This is a genomic window from Tenuifilum sp., assembly GCF_037481895.1.
Classification (GTDB): domain Bacteria; phylum Bacteroidota; class Bacteroidia; order Bacteroidales; family Tenuifilaceae; genus Tenuifilum; species Tenuifilum osseticum.
In genome coordinates, this window is the sequence record NZ_JBBFKU010000027.1 from 1 (window position 1) to 18,321 (window position 18,321).

Below are 18,321 nucleotides of genomic sequence, written 5' to 3' on the forward strand. Positions count from 1 at the left end.
GTTGGCAGCAAAATAAAATCAGACCCGATTTTGTTGCTGCAAAAAAGACAGCCGATAATCATTTAGAATTGGTTTACATCATTGAAAGTAAAGGAGAACATCTTCTTGGAAACATTGATACGACCTACAAAAAGAAAGTTCTCGATATTATGACAGAGCAGAAACAACTCAAAAATATTAAAGCATACCAAACACAGATTCCATTTGAGGAATACGTGATTAATGACAAAGTTGAGTGCTATTTGATTGAGCAAGGAAAAGAGGAAGAAAAAATTAAGGAGATTTTGAAATAACCAGTTTATTATCAACTTAAATCCAATAATTATGGCACGTTGTACAAGAACCAGAAACTTAGAAGTCCATCATAAAAGAAGAGATGGCGGAAATGGCATAGACAATGCAGAAGTATTATGCTCAGACTGTCACACAAATACAAGTTCTTATGGTACTTCAGGACCATCTCCTGAACCTTTTAGTCAAGACACCAAAGACAGAGCATTAAAAAGAGCAGGTTATCAATGCGAATGTACAAGATATACATGTTCACATCATTAGAAAGCCGACACGCACCGTCCCTTCGCTTTCAGGCACATTTGGCATTCCCACAAAGCTTTCCCTCAATCCAAAAATGCCAAAAGAGCCTTCAAGCCCGTCCCACTCCTACGCACGGACAGAAAGACAGTGCAGCAAAAATTAAAGAATGAATAACGGAGGACAAGAACGGCCAGCTTGTAACAGGCGGTATATTTTATTGCCGAGATAGTGACTATTTCAGCGTTTTAGCATCTAATAAACGTTCGTTTAACTTGACAGGACAGTGCTTCGAAATCGGCAACAAAAACATACCGCCAATCCGTTAATTCAAAAAGCCGGCAACTCAGGCCGGCTTTCATCATTATAGAATTTCTCTTTACTTCAGGGCATTGGTCTTAATTATTTCGTTGGAGCGGAGCAGGATATCCACATACTGGGCACGGCGGTATGCAAATGGGTCGTGTAGGTTCTTTTTGGCCAGCTTTCCCCTGAAATCGTCAATGGACTTATACCCCTTTTTGTTCATCCAGCCCTCAATTTGGGCGAGCATCTCGGTAATGTGGTCAATGCCATTCCTGTAAAGCGTACTAACAACCTGGAAAGCATCGGCACCAGCCAGAATCATCTTAACGGCATCGTTACCATTCATAATGCCGGTGGCAGCACATATATCGGCAGCAATATTGCCGTAAAGCAATCCGGTAAACCGCAAGGGTAACCTGTGGTCGGAGGAGTCGCTGAGGATAATGGTTTGTACCAGCTCCTCCTTTTCGATATCGATATCGGGTTGAAATAGCCTGTTGAACAGAACAAAGCCATCAACTTCGGTCTCGTCGAACCGCCGAATAACATCCAGCGGGTTGGTATAGAATGGGCTAAGCTTAACGCTAATAGGAATTTTTATTTTCTCTTTTACGCTTTGCAGCACCTCAACCTGCGATTGGATGATTGTTTTTCCCTCAACCTCAAAATCCTTGGGGGTGGTGTAAAAGTTTAGCTCAAGGGCATCGACACCGGTATCGGCAATGGCCTGAGCATACTCAGCCCATGTATCGGGGTGCATGGCGTTAAGGCTCCCTATAACCGGAATTCCAAGCGTTTCTTTTGCTTTTTTAAGCTTGGCCAGATGTTCGGCCGGGCCTGCATGCTTAAGGGTTGGAAATAGCTTAACCATTTCGGCATGACGCTCGTTGTATTCCTCAAGCTCATTCTCCAGCTCCAACTCCTCAAGCTGGATTTGTTCCTCAAAAAGCGATTTAAAAACAACGGCACCCGCTCCGGCCTTCTCAATGGCCTTCAGGGTATCGATGTTTGACGTGAGCGACGATGCACCCACTATCAGCGGGTTCCGCAGCTCTATTCCTAGATAATTAGTTTTGAGTTTTGACATAACGATTGGTATTAGGGGTTACTTTTTTCAAATTGAGGTTGCAATTGCTCTGGCAATATCAATAACCGGTTTTGGCCATTGGTAATCGGAAAAGTTTTGCGCGTTTATTGCAATCACTATCTCTTTTTCCGGAACAACAAACACGTACTGGTCGCCGTAGCCTGCCGCATAGTACATTAAAGGCTCGCCGGTTTGATGCTCAACCCACCAGTGTAGGCCATAACCCGTGTTCTGATTATATACTGATTGAATGGTTATGGAATTGTTTATCCAGCTTGCTGAAACTATCTGCATGTTCCTGTACCTTCCGTTGTTGAGCATCAATAGGCCAATCTTGGCCATATCGAGGGTGGTTAGGGATATCCCTCCCCATGCAGGGAATCGATTATTGGGGTATTCATCCCAACGGTATTGGTCAATGCCTAACGGTTTAAAGATATTTTCCACGACAAACTGGTTGAATGACATGCCACTAACCCTGCTTACCACCTCAGCAATTACCTGCGACGATAGGCTGTTATAGTTAAACCTTACACCCGCCAAGGTATCGACAGGCAGGTTGAAAAAATGGTCAATCCAATTCGCTTTACTCTCCAAAAGGGCTATCAGGCTGTTCGACGCATAGTTGTATGGGAAAAACCATTCATCCCACTTTAATCCTGTGGTTTGGTTAAGCAAGTGTTTTAGAGTGATATTTTTCTTGGCCGGATACTCATTGAACTGCTTGTTATATTCAGGAAAATACTTAACAACCGGCTCATCAACTGAGGGTATTAAACCCCTATCGATACAAATTCCTAAGGCTAGCGATGTGATGCTCTTGGTAACTGAGCTAATCTGATTTAGGCTATTCCTGCTGTTAAAACCATAGTATTGCTCAAAAATAGGTTTGCCTCTCATGTTAAGCACAACTACTGAGCTTACCTTACCGTAATGCTCTTGCCTAATCTGTTCATTCAGCTCCACAATTTTAGATGATATTCCTGTAATATCAGTAATACCGGCAACTCCATCCCCTAACGATGAAATAAAAAGTAGTATCGATATAAATACAATCCGCATATAAGTTCCGATTACAGTATAAATATATTCAAAAAAAGGGATAAAGGCAAGAGGATTTACATCATAAACCGATGTAAACGCCTTTTGGTTCAATGAAACGATTAAATATTTTTAACTCTGATTAACGGTTGGCCTTCTACTCTAGGTATCGTGCTATTTTAGCAAGCCTTTTTAAAGCCAACTCAATGGTTTGATTTGGGCAAGCTATGTTGATTCGTTGAAAGCCCTTTCCCTCCGCACCATACTCAGTTCCCGGGCTAAAACCCAACCCGGCCTCATAAACTAAAAGCCTATTTAGCTCGTCATCGGGTAGGTTGGTGTTACGGAAATCGGCCCAAACAAGGTATGTGGCATCGGGTTTACGAACCTTAACCTTGCCATACTTAGCAAGCCCCAGGCTGAGCAGTTCCCAGTTTGAGTTAAGGTGTTGCATGAGTCCGCTTAGCCACTCCTCACCTTGCGGTGTAAATGCCGCTTTTAATGCCTCAAACCCAAAAATATTTCCCATGCCTGCTCCGCTTGCCTCCAGCTCAGCAGCAAACCTTGCCTTGAGCGTAGGGTTAGGAATAATAACAAAGCCGCTGGCTAGCCCTGCAAGGTTAAAAGTTTTGCTCATGGATGCAAACGTAATAGTAATGCTGGCAAGCTGCTCCGATAACGAAGCAATTGAGAAATGCTTTTTACCATCAAAAACCAAATCGGAGTGTATCTCGTCCGATACAATAATCAGGTTGTACTTGGTACAGATTTCACCAAGCTTAAGGAGTTCCTCCTTGCTCCAAAGCCTTCCAACCGGGTTATGGGGATTGGATAGGATTAGCATCCTGGCACCCTGTGAGGCTTGCTTTTCAAGTAAATCGTAATTAAAGGTGTATTCACCATCGTTCTCAACCAAGGGGTTAAAAGCAAGTTCCCTTCCATTACCTGTTACGGTTGTAAAAAATGGACGATAAACCGGTGGCTGAATGATTACTTTGTCGCCTGGGCTTGTGAACGCCCTTATAGCGTGGCTTAATCCTGAAACCACACCGGGACAAAAATCAATCCATTCCGCTTTTAAATCCCAACTGTGGCGATGCTTATACCACCAAGTTATTGCATTATGGTATTCGGTATCGCGGAAGGTGTAACCCAAAACGGGATGGTTTAGCCTTTCACGGATAGCATCAATAATAAAATCAGGGGTTGGAATATCCATATCGGCTACCCACATGGGTAAAACGTGGGGGTTTCCAAAAATAGCCTGCCTTAAATCGTACTTCACACACGATGTGTTTTCCCTGCTGATGAACCGATTGAAATCAAAAGCCATGTTTAAAGATTTAGAAGATGATTTGCAAACCTACCCGAACCCCAAAGGGCTGGATGTTTGGATTATCCAAATGGGTTAGGCGCCAAAGGGCATCGACCCGTATTACCTTGAAAATATTTTCAACTCCCACGCTTACCTCCATGTAAGGTTTTGAAACCTCACCCAAGCCTGCCGGGAATTGAAGAACCTGCATGTTCTGGTTGCTAATGCTCCCTATCAAGTACTTGGCAGTAGCCACCTCGCGCCACTTTAACCTCCGGAGTATCGGGAAATGGTTAAGGAATATCCCCTGAAAATGGTGCTCATAGTAAAGGCTTACATACTGGTCGGAAGCAAACTCGTAGTAGTTCATCATGTTAAAGGCATACCGGTCAAATGCATAGGTCTCGTTACCCTCATGAAGCTGAAGCAGAGGGTAAGGTACTTTCCCGAAAATTTTGCCTGCATCAAGAATAAATCGGGCATACCCAATGGGGTTGACATTGAATTTATGGTAGTAGTTCAAGTGCAACTTCCAGAAATCGTAGTCGGATCCGGCAAAACCTTTAATTGACCTGGTTATATCAAAGTTGACCTCCGGCCAATTGCTACCCAGGCTAACTTTCTCAAACTCGCCCGAAACATAGCGCTCATCTTTAATCCAACGGGTATTTAGGGTGAATGTGGCATTGGTAATGCTTTTTAAATCGTTACCTCCTAAAACAGGCGTAAATGGGATAAACTCAGTTGGGTAAATGGTACGGTGGCTAAAAGTGAGCTTATTGGATAGGCCAACAAACCACTCTTTCTCATAGTAAGCCGTAAAGTCCTTTACAAGGGTCAGCTTATTGTTAGGGTTACGCCTTAGGAACGATGTAAGAATGTTATCCTCCGTGAGCGCATAGGGGCTTTGCCCTAGCTGTTCAATATCGCTTCTGTAGCTTACACCAACGGCTTCACGTGGGTTTTTATTAATCATGTAAAGTGAGCCCAACCCCCACTTAAAGCGCTCATCCTTATCGCCGTATGCCAAAAAGGCATCGAACATAATCTTTTTACTAAACTTATTGCTTGTTCGTCCCGAAACCTTAAACCGGTTCCCTTCAATCTCATTGAAGCTATAGGTTTGATAGTATGGCCCTATTTCCCAGTAACCAACCGTATAGTAGTAGTTTACAAACATATCGATAATGTCGATAAATGTTTTGTACATTGGAACCTGCTGTATGGAATCGACCATTTGGTAAATTCCTGCCTCGCGTGGGGTAAGCTCAAATGGACGCGCCTGATTCCAAAACTCGTCCTTCTGGTCAAGCGCCCCCTCCTCTACTTTCAGGTTGGTGGGCATTTCAGCAATTTCCTTGGGAAAGTCAGCATTTAGCTTAACATCGCTGTACGATATTGTTTTATGGCCAAAAAATCCGGTTGTTTTATCGGTGAGGTTAAAATCGACAAAAAGGGTCATTTGCTTCGGGAACCAAAGGGTATCGTTAAGCGGCATGAACTCAGCAGTAGCCACCATATCGTTCACAAAGTTCAGGTTCACCATATCCGATAACCTAATCTGGGCTTTAACAATAGCCCACGTGCTATCGTTTACCCAGAAATCGCCCGTAAAGGTTGGTTCCATTTTGCGGCGGGGACGGAACGAAATCTGGTAGCACCAACGGTTATCAATATACATGCTGTCCAGCAGAATGTACTTATAGAAAAGCATCCCGGAGTTGGAAATAGGGCTCACCAGCCCCTGGTCAAAAATGTTGATGTAGTTATCGTAAATATTAACGCTTTGGTATATTTTGCCTGTAAACTGCGCTACGCTCTCGTTGTTAACACCTGACATTTTAGTAGCCCTGATGATTTCCTTTTCCATCTTTGGATTTGCGCGGTAGTAGTAATCCGATAACGACTCGGTAATGAATATTGGCAGGTAAGTTTTACCGGTTACCGCATTGGTATCAACATAGTCCCATATAAACTGAAACTGGTTGAATACCTTGCGTTTCTTAATATCCTCATCAATATTATTGATATCAACCTGAATCTTATTGTAGTTTTTACAGCTATAGCTAAAATTTGCAGGATTGTTTTTATCCTTGTTCGCGATGATATTCCGGATAATGCGATTTGCCTGACTCTCGCCTGGTTTAACAACCACTGCTTCAAGTTCAATGGCCTCTGGCTCAAGGTTTACCGATACCTCCTGGTAAACACCCTTTTTAACCCTGAGCATTGCGGGTTTATAACCCACAAAAGAAACTATAAGTGTATCGGTTGCTATGCGCGACTCAAGAAAAAATTCTCCTTTTTCGGATGTAATGGTACCCTGAGTGGTGTTCTTGAATGTAACATTAACGTATGGCAAAGGCTCGTTGGTTTGAGCATCTAAAACCTTGCCCCTAATCTTGGTTATTTGACCTTGACCGAGAGCAAAATTTGAGCAAAAAAATGCTATAAATAATACTGTTAAAAGGCGTTTCATAGCTAATCCTTAGTTTTAGCCCATTTTGTAGCAAAAATGCTTACCTCGTAAAGCAACCATAGCGGCACAGCTACAATTATCATACTAAATACATCGGGCGGTGTAATAATGGCAGCCAATGTAAGTAACACAACAATAGCTATGGGCCTATTTCGCTTTAAAACTTTAATCTCAATTATATGCCATTTAGTCAGGTGGAAAACTACTAAAGGCAATTCAAAACTTAACCCCATTGCAAAAACAGTTTGCGTAACTGTTCTAATGAACGATTGAACGGTTATTTGGTTCGCAATTGATTCGCTCAAGCTGTAATTAGCCAGGAAATGAACAGCTATGGGTGCAATAATAAAGTAGCCAAATGCCACACCAATAATGAAAAGAACTATGCTGTATATTAAAAATTTTATGGAAACCTTTCGTTCCTTCTCCTTTAAGGCAGGTAGAATAAACCTTGCAATGGCTGTTACGCTATAAGGTGCAATAAGTATTGCTCCTCCAAAAAAAGCAAGCCTGACATGCAGGGTAAATTGCCCGGCTAGTTCAATGTTGTTAAAACTTAGCCTATGGCTATTGATGCACAAATCGGGGGAGTTTAGAATGCCAGCCAGTTTGCATAACCATCGGTTTGTGATAAAGTTGGGATCACTAACCTGCGTAAGTAGCTCAAGAAGTTTATCGCCAAAAAGAAAGGCAACCACACTTGCCAGCACCACAGCCACAACTACTTTTAGCAAAACCAACCGAAGTTCCGCCAGGTGCTCAAGAATGGTCATCTCCGACCTGCTTTTCATGGCAATAAAGGATAGGTTAAACTATACCCTCGCGCAGTATATCGTGAATGTGAATAACTCCCAGGTATCTTTCATTCTCCATTACTAAAAGTTGGGTTATTTTGTGCTGCTCCATCAGGTGGAAGGCATTAATGGCCAGCTCATGTGGGTCGATAGTTTTTGGCGTTCTGGACATAATATCCTTGGCGGTTAACCCCTCAATGGTAGCGTTGTTCTGGAGCATACGACGCAGGTCGCCATCGGTTATTATACCCATGAGCTTTCCGTTATCGTCCAATACGGCTGTAGCGCCAAGTCTTTTCGACGAAATTTCAATAATAACTGAAGGTATTGGGTCGTTTGGGTGAACCCTCGGCACATTATTCTGCGAGAAGATGTCGGAAACCCTCATGTAAAGCTTTTTCCCAAGCGAGCCTCCGGGATGAAAACGGGCAAAATCGGCAGGAGTAAAACCACGTAGCTTTAAAAGGCACACAGCCAAAGCATCGCCAATTACCAGCTGAGCAGTGGTGCTCGATGTGGGAGCCAGGTTATTGGGGCAGGCCTCGCGCTCAACGGTTGCCCGCAAAACGTAGTCGGCCTTTTGGGCCAAATACGAATCAGTATTTGAAACAATGGCAACTACCTTATTCCCTAAATTCTTTATTAAAGGTACAAGCACCTTGATTTCAGGGGTGTTGCCACTCTTTGACAGGCAAATGATAATATCGTCGGGTTGGATAATTCCTAAATCGCCATGGATGGCATCGGCAGCATGCATGAATATGGCCGGAGTGCCTGTGGAGTTAAGGGTTGCAACAATTTTGCTTGCTATTATGGCGCTTTTGCCTATACCGGTAACAATAACCCTACCTTTTCCGTTAAATATTTCGTTAACCGTTTGCTCAAAGTTATCGTCAATGTACTCTGCAAGTTTCTCAATAGCAGCAGCTTCGGACTTAATGGTTTCAACAGCCAGACTTTTTATTTGTGAGTTCATTGTAAGTCAATTTTTACTACTTTTGTAATCCTTTGTTAAAAGACGCTAAACTAAACCTTAATTTAAATTTAATAGTATATCTTAGAGCAAAAGTATTGTTTTTTTATTTGATTGTTTAAACAAACCTATTAACAAAAGTTAAATACCTACCCAGAGGAAACGCAAGGAAATGAAAGTTGATGCATCGGAAATCTCGCTAAAAGAGTACCTGAACAAGTATTTCGGGTTTACCACCTTCAAAGGTAACCAGGAGGCTATCATTAGGAATGTTCTTGCCGGAAACGACACCTTTGTACTTATGCCTACAGGCGGAGGTAAATCGTTATGCTACCAGCTTCCGGCACTCATACTGGATGGTACGGCCATAATCATATCGCCACTCATCGCCCTGATGAAGAATCAGGTAGATAATATGCGTAGCTTTGTAGTTGAAGATGGTGTGGCGCATTTTCTTAACTCATCGCTAAACAAGGCGCAGATACAGAAGGTAAAGGACGATATAATGGCAGGAACCACCAAGATGCTTTACGTGGCTCCCGAGTCGCTCACCAAGGAGGAGAATGTTCAATTCCTCCGTCAGGTAAAAATATCGTTCTATGCCATTGACGAGGCTCACTGTATCTCGGAATGGGGGCACGATTTTAGGCCGGAATACCGCCGTATTCGTCCCATTATTAACGAGATAGGCCAAGCCCCATTAATTGCCCTAACCGCCACAGCAACACCAAAGGTTCAGCACGATATTCAGAAGAACCTGGGCATGCTGAATGCCACAGTTTTTAAATCGTCGTTCAACAGGCCAAACCTGTACTATGAGGTACGCCCCAAGGTTAACGCCGTTAAGGAGATAATCAAGTACATCAAGAATAACCCAGGAAAATCGGGCATTATATACTGCCTTAGCCGCAAAAAGGTTGAGGAGATGGCTGAGGTGCTCAAGGTTAACGGTATAAAGGCACTCCCCTACCATGCCGGTATGGATGCCAGCACCCGTTCCGAGAACCAGGATAAATTCCTGATGGAAGAGGTTGATGTTATTGTGGCTACCATTGCCTTTGGAATGGGTATCGATAAGCCAGATGTTCGATTTGTTATCCACTACGATATACCCAAAAGCCTTGAGGGTTACTACCAGGAAACCGGCCGCGCCGGTCGCGACGGCGGCGAGGGGCAATGTATCACCTTTTACAGCTACAAGGATATCCAGAAGCTGGAAAAGTTCATGCAGGGTAAACCGGTATCGGAACAGGAAATAGGCAAACAGCTACTACTCGAAACCGTATCGTACGCCGAGTCGTCGATGTGCCGCCGTAAAACCTTGCTAAACTACTTTGGCGAGGAGTTCACTGAGGATAATTGCAACTCATGCGATAACTGCCTTAACCCCAAAACCCAGTTCGACGGGCAGGATGAACTTCAAATGGTTCTGGAAACCATACTTGCCGTTAACCAAAAGTTCAAGGCCGACCATATAGTTAACATCCTTACCGGGAATGTTACCGCTGCCGTTAAATCGTATAAGCATAACCAGCTCGACACCTTTGGCGAAGGGGCTGACAAAGACCCCATGTTCTGGAACTCCATAATCCGCCAAGCCTTGGTAATGAAGTACATCGATAAGGACATTGAGAACTACGGTTTGCTAATGGTTACCCAAAAGGGTAAGGATTTCCTTGAGAAGCCTCAGGAGGTTATGTTTACCCTTGACCAGCGCTACGAGGAAGGCGACGACGAAGAGGCCATTGGACTATCGCCCGACAAGGCTGGTGGTGGAGCCGCCGACGATGAGCTGTTGAACATGCTCAAGGAACTCCGCAAGAAAATGGCCAAGAAGCTAAATCTTCCGCCATTCGTAATTTTCCAAGACCCTTCGCTGGAGGATATGGCTATTCAATACCCCATTACAATTGATGAACTGCAGAACATATCGGGTGTTGGAGCGGGTAAAGCGCGACGTTTCGGTAAAGAATTTGTTGAGCTTATTAAGGCATATGTTGAGGAAAAGGAAATTATCCGTCCTCAGGATATGGTTGTTAAATCGGTGGCAAACAAATCGCTCCTGAAAGTATTCATCATCCAAAGCATCGACCGCAAAATGGATTTTGAGGATATTGCTGAGGCTAAGAACCTAGAGATGGACGAGCTGCTCACTGAAATTGAGGCCATTGTAAATTCCGGAACACGCATCAATATCGACTACTACATCAACAAAGTAATTGACGAGGATAAGCAGGAGGAGATATTCGACTACTTCCGTAACGAGGCTCAGACCGAAAGTATTGAGGAAGCAATGGCTAACCTTGGCGATGATGATATCACCGAGGAGGAAATCCGATTGATGCGTATCAAGTTCATGTCGGAAATGGGTAACTAACCCAATTCCCAAGTGGGTATGCATACACTACTGTCAATAAACAACCTAACCAAGAACTACGGAACAACCGAAGCGCTATGTAACTTCACGCTCGAGGTTGTTGAAGGTCAGGTACTGGGAATTCTTGGCCCTAATGGTAGCGGTAAAACTACACTACTATCGATATTGATGGGCTTACGATACCCAACCTCAGGCCACTTCACATGGTTTAACACCCCACCAAACCATGTTCCAACCACCAGGATTGGGGCTCTTATTGAGGTTCCCACATTCTACCCTTACCTTTCCCTTTATGATAATATGCGTATCAGCGCACTGGCTAAGAATATCAGCTATAATGCGATTTTCCCTGCCGTTGAGCGGGTTGGCCTAACCCCCAACCTAAAAGCAAAGGTTGCTACCTTCTCTCTTGGAATGAAGCAACGCATGGCTATTGCACAAGCCTTGCTGGGTAACCCAAAAATTATTGTACTTGATGAACCCACAAACGGCTTAGACCCCGAGGGGATTGTTGAGGTTCGGAACCTAATTAAAGAGCTAAATGCCGGAGGTACATCCATCATAGTTGCAAGCCACAACCTCGATGAGGTTCAACGTACCTGTACTCATGTGGCAATACTTAAAAAAGGTCACCTGCAAGCTTTTGGTGGGGTCAACGAACTGCTCACATCGGCCAAGGTGGCAATTGTTGAGGTTCGGGATTCTGAAAATCTGATTGATTTCCTTAACAGCAACCCCGGTATAGAGGTTATTGAAAGAGTGGGTAATTCATTCAAATTACTGGTAAATAAAAGCGAGCATCAGGTAACCCTTATAACCGATTTTCAAAATCACGGAATAGCAGTTAACTCTTTCGAAATCCGCAACCTGAACCTTGAGGAGCTATTTATTACACTAGTTCGAAAGTAAAAAAACAGCCTATGATACGAGCAGTAAAAGCGGAGCTAATTAAAACCCTTGGTTATGCAACCTTTTGGGTACTAATTTCGCTCCATGCCCTCCTTTTCCTGCTGGTTCTAACAATTGCTAACAAGGCAACACTCAACTTCAATGGAGTAGAATCCAATATATTGCTTTCAAAGCCCTACACATGGGGTACAGTTGCCTGGTTGGCCAGCTGGTTTAACCTTGTATTAGCCCTTTTATTCATTATTCTGTGCGGTAACGATTTTCTGTTTGGCACTTACCGGCGCGGTTTACTCGACGGCTTTAGCCGCAATAACCTGTTTAAGGCAAAACTATCGCTCCTGATGCTAATTGCCATTTACGTGGTTGTTCTGGTAACGCTAATTGCGCTTTTTGCAACCCCTGTCCTAAGCTCTTGGGAAAACCTTTTAACCGGCTACGGTTACATTCTGGTACTTTTCATTCAAATGCTTGGCTACTTTTCCATAGCGCTCTTAATAATTGTACTTACCAGAAATATTGCCCTAACCATTATAGTTTACCTGCTTTACTTTGCGTTAATTGAGCCTATTATTCGCCTATTTCTACCCGACTCAGCAGCTCAGCTTATGCCTGTTAAAATAATTTCAAATCTTACCCCCATGCCCGATTTTTTGGGCATTATGGCAAAGCAGTTCAGCCAAACCGACTCAATAAATGCAAACACCCTGAACACCATTGATGCCATAAATAACAGCACATCGCTCACACAGAATATTTTAGTTGCTTGCCTGTATATTGCTATCTTCACTGTTCTATCGTACTTTGTTTTTAGAAAAAAAGATTTTTAAAGGTAAACGTACCGCAACGCGAAGGGGGATTCAGGGTTCAAGAGCCTGTCCCGCATTAGCGGGATTCAAGGTTTCGATTACTCACTTTCCTTCAGTCTTACTAATACACCAAATTAGGTTCATTCTGAATCATTCCGAGTCACTCCGAGTCATACCAAGTCATTCCACCACACTCACGTTTTACGGCTAACGGCTAACGCTTCACGAACCTATATTTTGTTACCTTCTCCCTTTACTATTCTTCTTGCCCATTTCATAAAATTTCCTATCTTTACTAAACCTTTTAACCACTTATGCATCAATATAAAAAAATGCTATGAAACGATATTTTTTCACATTAGTCCTGGCTATAGCAGTATTTCCCTTGGCTGCACAAACCGAGCAAAACCTTGATAGTAAGGTTGATAAGCTATTAAGAGAAAACGAGGAATTGAACCATAGAATAGATATTCTTGAGAAACAGATTGACGATGTGCTATGGTTTAACCGCCTTGGCGATGTTGCATTTATTGACAAAGTCTTTATATACGGCCCACCACCAGCACATATCCGAAACCCTGAGCAAACCGGTGCAAAAAATCCCTTGAAATTTTGGACCTATGTTTTTATACCCCGCAACATTGACCCATCGAAAAAATACCCGCTTATTGTGCTGCCACATGGGGGCGTTCATGCCGATTTTACCACATATCACACTCACATAGTTCGCGAAATGATAGCCCAGGGATACATTGTGGTTGCGCCCGAATACCGTGGCAGCACAGGCTATGGCCAATCGTTCTGGCGACAAATTGATTATGGCGGGTTGGAAAACGAGGATGTTTTTGCCAGCCGCAATTACATGGTTGAGAACTACGACTTTGTGGATGGGAACCGTGTAGGAATTGTGGGCTGGAGCCACGGGGGTATGATTGCCCTGCACAATATTTTTGACCACCCCGATAGCTACGCTTGCGCTTTTGCCGGTGTGCCTGTATCGGACATGATACTGCGCTATGGCTATGCCGAGGATGAGTACCGTAAGCTCTACGATGCCGATTACCACATTGGAAAAACTCCCCGGGAGGATATAAATGAGTACCGTCGTCGCTCACCTGCATGGCAGGCCCACAAGCTAAAAACCCCACTGCTCATTCACACCAACACCAACGATGACGATGTTTACGTAATTGAGGTGGAATCGCTCATTAAATCGCTTAAGGCTGTGGGGAAAAAATTTGAGTACGAAATATTCCAGGATATGCCCGGCGGCCACTCATTCGATAGGATTGATACAAAGGCTGCACGCCAAATCAGGGTGAAAATCTATAAGTTCCTGGCGCAGTACCTTAACCCGCCTAGACCCATAAAATCGGTTGAGGATATCAATAGAGCAGCGTACTTGCCTATAAAGTAAAAAAAAGGGTGTTTTTCACACCCTTTTTTTATTTTAGCATTCCCGCAACCTCCTCCATACTCCCATCGGTTTTAGCAGGGTTTAGCCCCAGAATATGGGCTAATATGGTGTAAACATTTACATTCAGGAACGACGGGTGAACATAACCGTTTTTGAAGGCGGGGCCTTTGGCATAGAATATCCCTTGCATGTCAGGGATTAGGTTATCGTAACCATGGGTGCCGCCGGAGTAGCTGTCCTTATCGTCGCTCCAGGTTACACTCCAGCCCAGCTCTGCCTCAACCAGAATATCGTTTACCCGTGGATTACTTCCATATACGTAGCGTTTGGGTATCTCGTTTCGCTCCCAAACCTTTAGGTGAGGAATTGATTTTAGCTTGGCAAGAACAGCCTGGTAATGTTCAGGTTGTGGTTGAAGGGTATAAACCGGGTTTCCGCCTGAAATGTACTTGAAATGTTGCTTATCGAGGTAATCGGAAAGGTTAACCACTCTTTGGGATGAAATTTCAGCCATGCCATGATCGGAAAGAATGATTATGTTGAGTTTCCCTGCTATTGGTAATTCCGAAAGACGGTTTAGGAAGTACCCTATTAGGCTATCGAGCTGTTCAACAACCTTTCGGGTTTGGGGCGAAACAGGGCCGTAATCGTGGCTAACCCAGTCTGGTTCGTGGTAGTAAAAAGTAACCAGTCGGGGGCGTTGCTCAACAGGTAGCGTGAACCATTTTAGAACCGTATCGACCCTTTGGGTAAAAGGTACCTTTTGGGCATAGCGTTTCCAGTATGTTGGTTGAATGCCCTGAATGGGAGCCTCGGAACCAACCCAGTAAAACGATGCAGTTTTAACGCCTTGCTTTTCAGCGGTCACCCAAATTGGCTCACCACCGTAAAATTTACCATTTTCAACACTTTTCCTATCGCCAAGTCTGTAGTATCCCAATTCCGGGTCATAGAATGAGTTGTTCACTATCCCATGGTGGTCGGGGTGCAATCCGGTTGCTATGCTGTAGTGGTTAGGAAAGGTTTTTGATGGGTAGCAGCTAATGAGCGACTGGGCCCTAACACCGCTCTGCCCAAAAGCATCGATATTGGGCGTGCTGTAAATATTGGGGTAGTCCCACCTGAATCCATCAAGGGAGATGAGTAAAACGTAGCTATCGGGCGATAGTTTATCCTGTGCCCTTAGCGTGTTGCTAAAAATAAGTAGGATACCTGATGCAATAATCGGGATAATGGCAAAAAATCGTTTCATAGGAATTGTGGTTTATTGTTAAACACCTTCTAGCTACAAAAGGTTTAACCAAGATTCATCCTGATATACTTTTCAACGTCGAACTTACGTTTACAGCCCTCAAAGTTCATATAGCGTATTTTGCCGAAAATTGGCCTCTCAGGCCAGGCCCTGTCGTGCACCCCTCCAATTGACCATGCAATTCCCGTATAGCCATTGGGATCGCGACCATCGAGGCTGTACTTGTCGTTCAGGTAAATGGCAAAACGCATGGCTTCCTCAGGGCAGGTAGTCCACTCCAGTATCTTTTTAGCCCAGTACATACGCATGTAGCCATGCATTTTCCCTTTATTTACCAGCTGCAGCTGCGCAGCATTCCAAAGTGGATCGTGCGTATGAGCAATTTCAAATTCGTTTAGGGTATAGAGGTATTCCCTAACATCGAAACGGTGAATGCGGTGCGATTCCTTAGCCCAATCGGGAAATCCGGCAAATCGGGAATAACCCGGGTTGTAAAAACAGAAATTATCGGAGAGTTCACGCCTAACAATCAACTCCTCCAGTAATGCCTGCTTATCGGTTTCAGGCGCGGGTGCCTTTAGCACCTCAATGGCAACTCGCTGGGCCGAAATTTGGCCAAAATGCAAATAGGGCGATAGGTTCGATTGCCACTCGAGAGTGGGGTCGTTACGTTTTTCGGCATAGCCCTTTAGCCTGAGCGAAATAAATTCGGAGAGCATTGCGTGGGCAGCGTTCTCGCCGGCCTCAAAAGCCTTAACAGGCTTAACCTCATCGGAAACATTGAGCCAAACCAGCACCTCGTGCCAACGCGTAAGATGAGGATTAGGTTCCGATTTACACTGCAACTTTACATCTGGGAAATCGGTCAGGAAGGTTGATAGGTGTTTCTTTATCTTGGGTCGAAGGGTGTACGCCCCAAACTCCAATTTAGGCGAAGCATACCAACAGGGAACCACATTGTGAGCATCAACCTCATGATGAGGTATGGTTATACGCTGGTTAAGCTGCGATTTCCAATCGCGTTTAACCCAAAGCGGGTCAAAATCACTTACAATAAGCGAAGCCTCAACCCTTTCGGCAAATTCCCAAAGCTGTTCAGCGGGTTCGCCCCTTAGGAGGTTGAAAGGGATTCCCTCAAGGGCAAGGCTTTTTTCAACCTCTGCAAGGCCTTTGAGCATGAAATCGTAATGACGGAGATTGGCAGCAGGGAATGCCGAAGCAAGGGTAAATACTACCCGGAGGGGAACCTTATGCTCATTTGCCTTTAGCTTGGCATAAATAAGCGCCCAGTTATCGGCAACGCGTTGGTCGCGCGACATCCAGTAGATAACCGGGCCCTTCCCTTTTACCTCGCCCGCCTTAAGTTCCCTTACCCTATGTTTATTAAAGCTATCCCTGTGGAACATCAATTTACAGCTTTAAGGTAAAAATAGCCAAAAACATTGAGTTCTTGAAATATGTTTAATAAATTTTAGGGAAATGGGTCAATATCATGCCCAAGAACCATGAATTAGCAAGTTCAACCATGCTGATTTTTGAGGAATGAGTCGGAATGAATCGGAATAGAAAGAATATGATGGAGTTAGAGGAAGTTAGAGGAATTGAGAAAAGTGAAAAGTGAAAAGTGAAAAGTGAAAAGTGAGAGGTGAACAGTGAATAGCAAAACCGAAGTACCATGAACTAACAAATTAAAATGGACTGAAAAGAATGGGGATGCGTAAACAATTTAGGGAATACTCACAATTGAATTTTTCGTTTGACGAATCCACTAACAAAATCTAATCGTTCCGAGATCTCGAAATGAAAGATTTTGATAAGTCGGGATTACCTCGATAAACAATTGAAACAAATTGTTTAAATGTATAATTATATTTCTACTTACTAGTCCTGGTTAAAATAAAAGCCGGGATTACCCGGCCTTCAATAAAGATATTTAACATCTATAACTCCAACAGCTTGCGTGTTTCCTCAATTTGACCAACCTTTAGCTTGAGTATGTAAGCACCACTGGTTAAGCCCAGGGACTTTGCTGAGAACTCATAGTGTTTTAGGCCAGAATCGAGGGTGTTGTTCTCAATTTCCTTTACCAGCTTGCCGCTCATATCGTAAATGCTAAGGTTAACCTGATCCCGTTGGGCCATGGTAAACTCAATTTTGACCCTATCGGTGTATGGATTAGGGTAAGCGCTTAAGCTGAGAGCTGATATTTGATTGGTTGGAATTGATGTGGTAGCATTCATCACATTGCTATTATACGCAGCACGTGTACTTACAACTGGTTCTGAGTTCTCGCCTTTGACCTCGCTACGGATTAGGACTAGTACTGGAAACCTATGCTGAGCCACATACCAACGGTAGGTTATATCGGTGATTAAAGCCGAACCGCTACTGAATACCTGCTTGGTGGTTCTAACCTCCTTAACACGAAGCACATTATTAAGAGTTTGACCGTTTGGAAGTATCAACTTTCCAAAGCCATCGCCCTCAACCTGGTAAGTGCCGGAGATTGTACCAATTACATTATCGTTTACAATATAATTACCCTCGTAATTGCCACTGTAAAAATCGCCATAGCTAAATGGGTAACGCATTTTAATAAAGGGTTTGCTATACTCAAAGCGGGTTACCCCATTTGCCGACATGTAACCAACCTGCTCAAGGCTTGCAGGGGTTGATTCAAAAACAAAGAAGTTTCCGAACTCCTCAAGTACCACATTACCCTTGGTAAACTTGCTGCAACACTTTGAAGTGTAAAAACCTTCAATGTTACCGGTAAAAGAATTCTGAACCTGCAACTTGCTGAAGTCCCATACCACGTTGCTTCCCGACTGTCCGGGTTCAACATAGCTAGTTAGAACCATTGGGTTCTTTAAATCGGCAAAGAAACCATGGGTTTCCTGCGTTAGCTTTACCTGGGCAGCTGTAATGGTTACGCCCGATGCAAAAATGGCAAATAGTAAAATCTTTTTCATACGATTACCCTTTTGTGTAAAAACAAATTTAATCATACAGCCAACTCAAATCAATAGATTAA

General features: G+C 43.7%; 14 protein-coding genes. 5 read left to right on the forward strand and 9 right to left on the reverse strand.

Features of this window, described 5'->3' with window-relative positions:
• Nucleotides 1–293, forward strand: a 293-nt coding sequence (locus WHS63_RS09065) for a hypothetical protein (RefSeq protein ID WP_445204829.1), incomplete at its 5' end; no start/stop codon positions are given.
• A 617-nt stretch (nt 294–910) separates the two neighbouring features.
• On the opposite strand, the gene WHS63_RS09070 is transcribed toward WHS63_RS09065, so the two are convergent.
• The 6 genes from WHS63_RS09070 to WHS63_RS09095 form a co-directional block, all read right to left on the reverse strand.
• Complete coding sequence (locus WHS63_RS09070) at nt 911–1,924, reverse strand: dihydroorotate dehydrogenase-like protein (protein ID WP_445204830.1); 1,014 nt, start codon at nt 1,922–1,924, stop codon at nt 911–913.
• 27 nt (nt 1,925–1,951) lie between these two features.
• A complete protein-coding gene (locus tag WHS63_RS09075; protein WP_445204831.1) occupies nt 1,952–2,986 on the reverse strand; it encodes a serine hydrolase domain-containing protein in 1,035 nt (344 codons plus the stop codon).
• Between the two features lie 136 nt (nt 2,987–3,122).
• Complete coding sequence (locus WHS63_RS09080) at nt 3,123–4,298, reverse strand: MalY/PatB family protein (RefSeq protein WP_445204832.1); 1,176 nt, start codon at nt 4,296–4,298, stop codon at nt 3,123–3,125.
• Between the two features lie 10 nt (nt 4,299–4,308).
• On the reverse strand, nt 4,309–6,759 hold the full coding sequence (locus WHS63_RS09085) for a DUF5686 family protein (protein WP_445204833.1): 2,451 nt from the start codon (nt 6,757–6,759) through the stop codon (nt 4,309–4,311).
• Between the two features lie 2 nt (nt 6,760–6,761).
• Entirely contained in the window at nt 6,762–7,550 is a 789-nt protein-coding gene (gene tatC / locus WHS63_RS09090) for a twin-arginine translocase subunit TatC (protein WP_445204834.1), read from the reverse strand.
• A 16-nt stretch (nt 7,551–7,566) separates the two neighbouring features.
• Nucleotides 7,567–8,529 carry a KpsF/GutQ family sugar-phosphate isomerase gene (locus WHS63_RS09095; protein WP_445204835.1) on the reverse strand — a complete coding sequence of 321 codons (963 nt, stop codon included), beginning with the start codon at nt 8,527–8,529 and terminating at the stop codon, nt 7,567–7,569.
• Between the two features lie 169 nt (nt 8,530–8,698).
• Here WHS63_RS09095 and recQ point away from each other — a divergent pair, with 169 nt between their 5' ends.
• The 4 genes from recQ to WHS63_RS09115 all read left to right on the forward strand — a co-directional run bounded on the left by recQ (nt 8,699) and on the right by WHS63_RS09115 (nt 14,035).
• Nucleotides 8,699–10,903 carry a DNA helicase RecQ gene (gene recQ, locus WHS63_RS09100; RefSeq protein WP_445204836.1) on the forward strand — a complete coding sequence of 735 codons (2,205 nt, stop codon included), beginning with the start codon at nt 8,699–8,701 and terminating at the stop codon, nt 10,901–10,903.
• A gap of 18 nt (nt 10,904–10,921) precedes the next feature.
• Nucleotides 10,922–11,812, forward strand: coding sequence for an ATP-binding cassette domain-containing protein (locus WHS63_RS09105; protein WP_445204837.1), 891 nt, complete (start codon nt 10,922–10,924; stop codon nt 11,810–11,812).
• 11 nt (nt 11,813–11,823) lie between these two features.
• Complete coding sequence (locus WHS63_RS09110; RefSeq protein WP_445204838.1) at nt 11,824–12,639, forward strand: hypothetical protein; 816 nt, start codon at nt 11,824–11,826, stop codon at nt 12,637–12,639.
• Between the two features lie 316 nt (nt 12,640–12,955).
• The gene (locus WHS63_RS09115) at nt 12,956–14,035 is read left to right on the forward strand and encodes an alpha/beta hydrolase family protein (protein WP_445204839.1); all 1,080 of its coding nucleotides are present in this window, start codon (nt 12,956–12,958) and stop codon (nt 14,033–14,035) included.
• 28 nt (nt 14,036–14,063) lie between these two features.
• Here the strand turns inward: WHS63_RS09115 and WHS63_RS09120 are convergent, their stop codons facing one another.
• From WHS63_RS09120 to WHS63_RS09130, 3 genes are all read right to left on the reverse strand, one after another.
• A complete protein-coding gene (locus WHS63_RS09120) occupies nt 14,064–15,287 on the reverse strand; it encodes an alkaline phosphatase family protein (protein WP_445204840.1) in 1,224 nt (407 codons plus the stop codon).
• A 44-nt stretch (nt 15,288–15,331) separates the two neighbouring features.
• A complete protein-coding gene (locus WHS63_RS09125; RefSeq protein WP_445204841.1) occupies nt 15,332–16,693 on the reverse strand; it encodes a deoxyribodipyrimidine photo-lyase in 1,362 nt (453 codons plus the stop codon).
• A gap of 534 nt (nt 16,694–17,227) precedes the next feature.
• Nucleotides 17,228–18,259 carry a T9SS type A sorting domain-containing protein gene (locus WHS63_RS09130; RefSeq protein WP_369489702.1) on the reverse strand — a complete coding sequence of 344 codons (1,032 nt, stop codon included), beginning with the start codon at nt 18,257–18,259 and terminating at the stop codon, nt 17,228–17,230.
• Nucleotides 18,260–18,321 lie beyond the last annotated feature (62 nt).